The following is a 6,000-nucleotide window of genomic DNA, read 5'->3' on the forward strand; positions in this document are numbered from 1 at the left end:
CCCGTCGTCGGCCACCGGCCGGGCGGTCTGTCGTGACGGGGTTTCGCGGGCCACACTGATGAGATCGGGGACAGGGCGTTCCCGGTGTCGTCGAAGGTGGTGGGGCGTTGGCAGGTGAGCCACGGGAGCAGTCCGCTCCGGTCGTCCGGTCTGCGGTGTGGGAGACGTACGGGCCGGCCGATCTCAGTGCCGTTCCGGTGTTCGCCGGAGGGTTCATCAACTTCGGCTACTGGCAGTCCATCGACCTCGAACGCCCGCTGTCGGAGGGCGACCGGGTCCGCAGCGAGCAGGACCTGTACCGGCACGTCCTCGACGCCGCCGTGCCCGAGGGCGGCCGGGCCGTGGAGATCGGCTGTGGTCTCGGCCTCGGGTGCGCGCTCGCCCTCGAGGAGTACCGGCTCTCAGGGATCACCGGTGTGGACATCCATCCCCAGCAGCTCCAGCGGGCACGGGCCGCGAACGCCCCGCTGCTGGAAACGGAACCGCAGCGGATTCACTTCGTCCAGGGAGCCGCCGAGAGCCTGCCTCTGGGCGACGGGGAGTTCGACTTCCTCTATAGCGTCGAGGCGGCCCAGCACTTCCCGGACCTGTCCGCGTTCGCCGGCGAGACGGCGCGGGTCCTGCGGCCCGGGGGGCGGGTCGCGGTCGCCAGCTTCTTCACCGTCGACGACGTTCCCGCGCACGCCGACCGGCTCGCCGGAATGCTCGACTCGTTCGCCAACGGCCTGGACATCGCCCGGCCCGTCTCCCGGCTCGCCGACGCCCTCGCCGACGCCGGCCTGGTAGACGTCCGGACCCGCTCGATCGGCTCGCAGGTTTGGCCCGGTTGGGACCGCTGGCTCTCCCGTCTCTGGAAGCCGGGCACCTGGCCGCGGAACTTCCTGGCGGCGTGGGAACAACAGATCCTCGACTACTACGTGGTCACCGCCAGCCGACCGTAGGCCGCGGACGGGGGTCGCTCGCCCCGGGCTGAAGGGGTCAGTCCCGCCTGGCCCGGCGGCGGGCGATGAACATACCGAGGATCATGCCCACGATGAGGGTCACGGTGAGGATCACCCACAGGGGAATCGTGACGGTGGGGATCCACAATCTGACGGTGACGGACGCGGTGTTGACGGCGATGAACCAGATCGCGAGGCCGACGAGGGCGAGGAAGCCGATGGTGCGCAAGCGCATGTCGCGGCCCTTGACGGTCAGCGTCGAAGGCTGGTGCCGCATTGAGGCTTTTTGTGCCATATAACCCATTATGAATTCACGTTGCCGTTCGGGCGACCGGGCCGCGCTCGTAGGGCGCCACAGGTCGGACCGTTTGCACTAGTTCAATCCAGGATTGCAACTAGGTCAAACCTTGGCTACGTTACGGATCATGCCTGCCACGAGACCTCTGCCCCGCACGCTCACCGACCGCCACGTGCGCCTCGATCCGTTGGCGATGGAGCACCTGGGCGATCTCTTCGCGGCCGGGGGGCGGGACGAGGAGGTCTGGCGGTGGCAGGGCGGGCCGGCCCCACAGACGCAGGACGAACTGGAACTCAAGCTCAGGTCCGTACTGGAAGACGCCGAACGCGGGGAGAGCGTTCCGTTCGCAGTCATCCACCGCCCGAGCGGCCGGGCCGTCGGCTGGACCACGTTCATGGACATCGACGTGGCGAACGAGCAGCTCGAAATAGGCTGGACGTGGTACGGGCGGGCACACTGGCGCACCGCGGTCAACACGGAATCGAAGCGGCTCCTCCTCTGTCACGCCTTCGAAGACCTGGGCATGGGGCGCGTGCAATTGAAGACGGACCACATGAACCACCGTTCCCAGGCGGCCATCGCCCGCCTCGGCGCGCGCCGCGAAGGTGTACTGCGCCGCCACCGTCAGCGCCCGGACGGCTCGTGGCGGGACACCGTGTACTTCTCCCTCCTCGCCCAGGAGTGGCCAGAGGCGAAGGCGCGGCTCAGCGCCCGCCTCTGAGAGCCACCCCGGCCGCCGCCGTCGCGCGTTCGTGCACCGGCTTGGGGACCCGGAGTCGTACGGGGGCCCTAACGGGCGCGCCGGGGGCCACCGCGATACGGGCGGCGACGGGAGACGGCTTCGGGAGCGGCCTCGGGGTTCGAGAAACCGCCGGGTACGGCCACGCGCGCCGGGGCGGGGACGGACGGAGCCGCGCCCGACGATCCGGAGTTACGGGGACCCGCCGGTCGCTCGGCGCGGCCGAGGACGGCGGTGTGGGAGATCAGGGGCGCGCAGGCCTGGCAGATCTCCGCAAGGGTCCAGACCTGGCCGACGGCCGGATTGTGGATGAGGACGAGCAGCGGAGCGCCGGTGCAGGAGGTCCGGGTGTCCTCGTGGAACCCGCATTCGGCGGCCCGGCAGGCACACGCGGCGTCGGGGCGGACGGTGGCGAGCCGGGCGTGGGCGCGGGCGTGCTCTGCGGCGAACCGCCGCATGGCCGCGGTGTCTTTGGACCGGGGCGGCATCCGGCACGCCTCGGTGCTGCAGGTGACGGAGACGGTGTGATCGCCGTGGCCGGTGAGGCGGACCGTCCAGGTCCGTCCCGGGACACGGGATCCGGGAATCATGGTCAAAGGAGAGCCGTCCGTTCACGTATACGGTGGTGTGCCCACTATTCGACGGTCCGGCGGTGGCGACAGTGAGTTTCACGCGGCCCCGGTCTGGCACCGGCGCGTGTGAGCGGGCCGGTCCTGAGGGTGAACGTCGCGTCGATGAGAGGACACGTGGCCGAACACGGCCTACAGTCTTTTTCGCACGTGACCGGCGGGCTGTCAACGGAGTGTCACCGCCCTGCCGTGTCGGACCGGGCGGGACACGCCGAGCGGCGCGACCACACGGGGTCCTTGAGTGGCCGGGCCGGGCGAGGGCGCGCCGCCCGAGGCGGCCGGAGTCGCGGCCGAGGTCCACCCCGTACGCAGCGTCAGTAGGGGTGAGTTCAAGCGCGCGCATGAAGTCCGCGGCGTCGAGGGGTTCTCCTGCGGCGACTACGCCCACCTCGCCGACCCGGCCGTCGGTGATCTGCGTGGCCGCTCCACGACGACGGGCGCCGTCTGCGGGCCGCAGGTGCCCGGCTGGGCCGCTGACTGCGGGGCGAGGTCCTGACGGGTCGACGCCCTCGCGTGCGCGGGCGCCGTCGTCGTCCCGGTCTGCGGCGACGTCGGGGCGGACCCGCCGGCCGCCTTGGCGAACGGCGCCGCGGTCGCCGACGCGCCGGCCCGCCGACTCATGGTTCCGGCCCGACGTGCCTGCGGTCAGGCCCGGTTCATCGCTGGACCGGGTTCACCGACATCACCCCATCGACATGCCCCGGGCGCTCGCCACCGCACTCCGGAACCGTCCACGCAAGCACGTACGAAGAAACAGCAGAACGGTTGTTACCGGACTTGAACCCGTTCGGCGCAGTCCGAAAGCGCGACACGCAGGACGAGGGTCCGAACGGAAGGCCTTCATGTGCGGACCCCGCAACGCTTCCCACGAGTTCCCCTTCGAGTGGCGTCAACGCGACTTTGACGATTGCCCCCTACAAGGGAGAGTTACGGATATGTCCGCATTGAGCAACACGAGGCGATTTTGTTGTAGTTGGCGGGAGTTGTGGGCCAGAGTGTGCTTCCCCGGCAGGACGCCGGGAACGTCCGGAGCCCGGCCCGCCTGGAACGAGGCCTGCCGGGCTGACGCTGGAAAGGTCCCCCCACATGCCTACTCCCCTCACCCCCCGCCGCGCCATCGCCACACTCCTGGCCGCCGGCGCCCTCATCGGCGCCGCAGCCCTGCCCGCCGCAGCCGACGACCACCGGCGCGACCACCGGCGCGACCACCGGGGCTCCAACCCCTCGATCGCCATCGGCGACGTCCAGCAGGGCAGCTCCGGCCGCAACGACCGCTCCGGCCGCGCCCTGAACAGGGAATGGGTCGAGATCAAGAACACCGGCCGCCGCAGCGTTGACCTGAACGGCTTCACCCTCACCGACCGGCAGGGCAACCGCTACCGCTTCCACGGCTTCCGCCTCGACGGCCGTTCCAGCGTGAAGGTCCACACCGGCCAGGGCCACGACACCCGCACGGACGTCTACCAGGACCGCCACCACCAGATCTGGGACGAGCGCGACACCGCCACCCTCCGCGACAACCGCGGCAACGTCATCGACAGCGAAACCTGGGGCCGCGGACACCGCAACGGCCGCTGACCCGAACAGGCAGCCACACCCCCACGACGGGATCGGCGTGCCACGGCAAACCCTGCCGGCGGCACGCCGCGCCCGCGCCCGCACCCGCACCCGCACCCGCACCCGCACCCGCCCACGAACCGACCCGCTCCTGGTCCAGGCGCCACCGCCGCACCGCACCACACCACCAACCGCCGACGGCACGCGCCGTGCGCTCCGACGGGCCGCACCTCAACTCGCATGCATGAAGCGGACTCTAACGGTCCAGACTTCCCCCATGCCCGAGGACCCCGAGCAGCTGATCGACGCCATCACCACCGCCGTCCGAGAGGGCGACGACCCCCGCCTCCACCACCTCCTGAACCGGTTCAAAGACATCGCCGACCTCCCCCTCCTCATACGGCTGCGCCACCAGCTCTACAACCTCCGCCCCCTCCACACTCCGTAACGAGTCGACCTCGGCAGCACCGCCCACGCCGACAGCGAAGAGTCACGATCGATCTAACCTGTCACAACTCATTGAACGGTTAAACCTTCGCGGATAGCTCTGGCGCACCGCGATCGAGCACGGCACGGAGCGCCCGGCGGCCCCGCAGCGCCCGGCACGGAGGCGGCCACGGCCTCCGTGCCATGCTGGTGGGTATGACCCTGGAGGACCTGGTACGCCTGCGTCGCGCCCGGGATGTGATGGACCGCGACTACGCGCAGCCGTTGAACGTTCCGGCGCTGGCGAACGTCGCCCTCATGTCGGCCGGGCACTTCTCCCGCAGCTTCCGCGCCGCCTTCGGCGAGACGCCCTACAGCTACCTGATGACCCGCCGCATCGAGCGGGCGAAGGCGCTGCTCCGACGGGGCGACATGAGCGTGACAGAAGTCTGCTTCGCGGTCGGATGCACCTCGCTGGGCTCGTTCAGCTCGCGCTTCACCGAACTGGTCGGAGAGAGCCCGAGCGCCTACCGGGCCCGCTGCCACGAGGCCGGCGCCCCGATCCCTGCGTGCGTCGCCAAGATCCTCACACGACCGGTCAGGATCGAAGAAGCGGAATCCGCGGCTGCCTCGTAGCGTCGGAGGCATGAACATCAAGCTCTCACAGTGCTTCATCGCAGTCGACGACCACGACAAGGCGCTCGCCTTCTACCGCGACACCCTCGGCCTGGAAGTACGCAACGACGTCGCGTTCGAGGGGATGCGCTGGGTGACCGTCGGATCGCCCGCCCAGCCCGACGTGGAGATCGTCCTCGAACCGCCGCTCGCCAACCCCAACGCCTCGCCGGCCGACAAGCAAGCGATGGCGGAACTACTGGCCAAGGGCATGCTGCGCGGCGTGATCTTCTCCACCGACGACTGCGACGCCGCCTTCGAACGCATCCGGGCCGCCGGCGGGGAGGTCTTGCAGGAGCCGATCGACCAGCCGTACGGCGTGCGCGACTGCGCCTTCCGCGACCCGGCCGGCAACATGCTCCGCTTCAACCAGCCCCGCAAGCAGTAAGGACCGCCCGCAGTAAGTGGCCGTCGCTGGGGGCGTACCCAGGCGTACCCCCGCCGGGCGGCCGGGACAGCCGGCGCCGGCCGAGCGCCGCGCCAAACCGACCCACACCGCGGATCCGGTGGCCAGCGGACCATTGCTGCGGTCGCGCCGGACGAAGTAGAACCACACGTAGCTGTTCGAAGCTGCTCGGATCGAGCCAGGCGACGCCGACGGGGACCGCGAGGGCGGTCCCCGCCCTATTGATGGAGACACGATGAGCATGGCCGCGAGGACGGATGCGCAGTCGCCTGCGCTGCACGCTGCCGATAGCCACGATCTGATCCGCGTGCACGGCGCGCGTGAGAACA

At 70.2% G+C, this 6,000-nt stretch carries 9 protein-coding genes; 7 read left to right on the top strand and 2 right to left on the bottom strand.

Translation table 11 applies throughout. The annotated features are described in order from the left end of the window. The first annotated feature begins 107 nt into the window (after positions 1–107). Positions 108–941 (top strand): methyltransferase domain-containing protein, encoded by an 834-nt coding sequence (locus ABZZ20_RS24205; protein WP_356872818.1) that lies wholly within the window; start codon positions 108–110, stop codon positions 939–941. 37 nt (positions 942–978) lie between these two features. Here the strand turns inward: ABZZ20_RS24205 and ABZZ20_RS24210 are convergent, their stop codons facing one another. Then, the gene (locus tag ABZZ20_RS24210; protein ID WP_356872820.1) at positions 979–1,218 is read right to left on the bottom strand and encodes a LapA family protein; all 240 of its coding nucleotides are present in this window, start codon (positions 1,216–1,218) and stop codon (positions 979–981) included. Between the two features lie 148 nt (positions 1,219–1,366). On the opposite strand from ABZZ20_RS24210, the gene ABZZ20_RS24215 reads away from it, so the two are divergent. After that, positions 1,367–1,960, top strand: a complete 594-nt coding sequence (locus ABZZ20_RS24215) for a GNAT family protein (RefSeq protein WP_356872822.1) — start codon at positions 1,367–1,369, stop codon at positions 1,958–1,960. Positions 1,961–2,028: 68 nt separating this feature from the next. Here the strand turns inward: ABZZ20_RS24215 and ABZZ20_RS24220 are convergent, their stop codons facing one another. After that, positions 2,029–2,568 (bottom strand): hypothetical protein, encoded by a 540-nt coding sequence (locus ABZZ20_RS24220; protein WP_356872824.1) that lies wholly within the window; start codon positions 2,566–2,568, stop codon positions 2,029–2,031. A gap of 280 nt (positions 2,569–2,848) precedes the next feature. On the opposite strand from ABZZ20_RS24220, the gene ABZZ20_RS24225 reads away from it, so the two are divergent. The 5 genes from ABZZ20_RS24225 to ABZZ20_RS24245 all read left to right on the top strand — a co-directional run bounded on the left by ABZZ20_RS24225 (position 2,849) and on the right by ABZZ20_RS24245 (position 5,653). Continuing rightward, entirely contained in the window at positions 2,849–3,103 is a 255-nt protein-coding gene (locus tag ABZZ20_RS24225; RefSeq protein WP_356872826.1) for a hypothetical protein, read from the top strand. A 590-nt stretch (positions 3,104–3,693) separates the two neighbouring features. Next, positions 3,694–4,185 carry a lamin tail domain-containing protein gene (locus ABZZ20_RS24230; protein ID WP_356872828.1) on the top strand — a complete coding sequence of 164 codons (492 nt, stop codon included), beginning with the start codon at positions 3,694–3,696 and terminating at the stop codon, positions 4,183–4,185. A 256-nt stretch (positions 4,186–4,441) separates the two neighbouring features. Then, positions 4,442–4,612 (top strand): hypothetical protein, encoded by a 171-nt coding sequence (locus ABZZ20_RS24235; protein WP_356872830.1) that lies wholly within the window; start codon positions 4,442–4,444, stop codon positions 4,610–4,612. A 194-nt stretch (positions 4,613–4,806) separates the two neighbouring features. Then, on the top strand, positions 4,807–5,226 hold the full coding sequence (locus ABZZ20_RS24240) for a helix-turn-helix transcriptional regulator (RefSeq protein WP_356872832.1): 420 nt from the start codon (positions 4,807–4,809) through the stop codon (positions 5,224–5,226). A 10-nt stretch (positions 5,227–5,236) separates the two neighbouring features. Continuing rightward, positions 5,237–5,653, top strand: coding sequence for a VOC family protein (locus tag ABZZ20_RS24245; protein WP_356872834.1), 417 nt, complete (start codon positions 5,237–5,239; stop codon positions 5,651–5,653). Positions 5,654–6,000: the final 347 nt, after the last annotated feature.

The organism is Streptomyces sp. NPDC006430 (assembly GCF_040612395.1).
Taxonomy (GTDB): Bacteria; Actinomycetota; Actinomycetes; order Streptomycetales; family Streptomycetaceae; genus Streptomyces.

Coding starts and splice junctions, on each gene's coding strand:
- ABZZ20_RS24210 (WP_356872820.1), bottom strand. CDS start 1,218: ATGCGGCACCAGCCTTCGACGCTGACCGTCAAGGGCCGCGACATGCGC.
- ABZZ20_RS24215 (WP_356872822.1), top strand. CDS start 1,367: ATGCCTGCCACGAGACCTCTGCCCCGCACGCTCACCGACCGCCACGTG.
- ABZZ20_RS24220 (WP_356872824.1), bottom strand. CDS start 2,568: ATGATTCCCGGATCCCGTGTCCCGGGACGGACCTGGACGGTCCGCCTC.
- ABZZ20_RS24230 (WP_356872828.1), top strand. CDS start 3,694: ATGCCTACTCCCCTCACCCCCCGCCGCGCCATCGCCACACTCCTGGCC.
- ABZZ20_RS24235 (WP_356872830.1), top strand. CDS start 4,442: ATGCCCGAGGACCCCGAGCAGCTGATCGACGCCATCACCACCGCCGTC.
- ABZZ20_RS24240 (WP_356872832.1), top strand. CDS start 4,807: ATGACCCTGGAGGACCTGGTACGCCTGCGTCGCGCCCGGGATGTGATG.
- ABZZ20_RS24245 (WP_356872834.1), top strand. CDS start 5,237: ATGAACATCAAGCTCTCACAGTGCTTCATCGCAGTCGACGACCACGAC.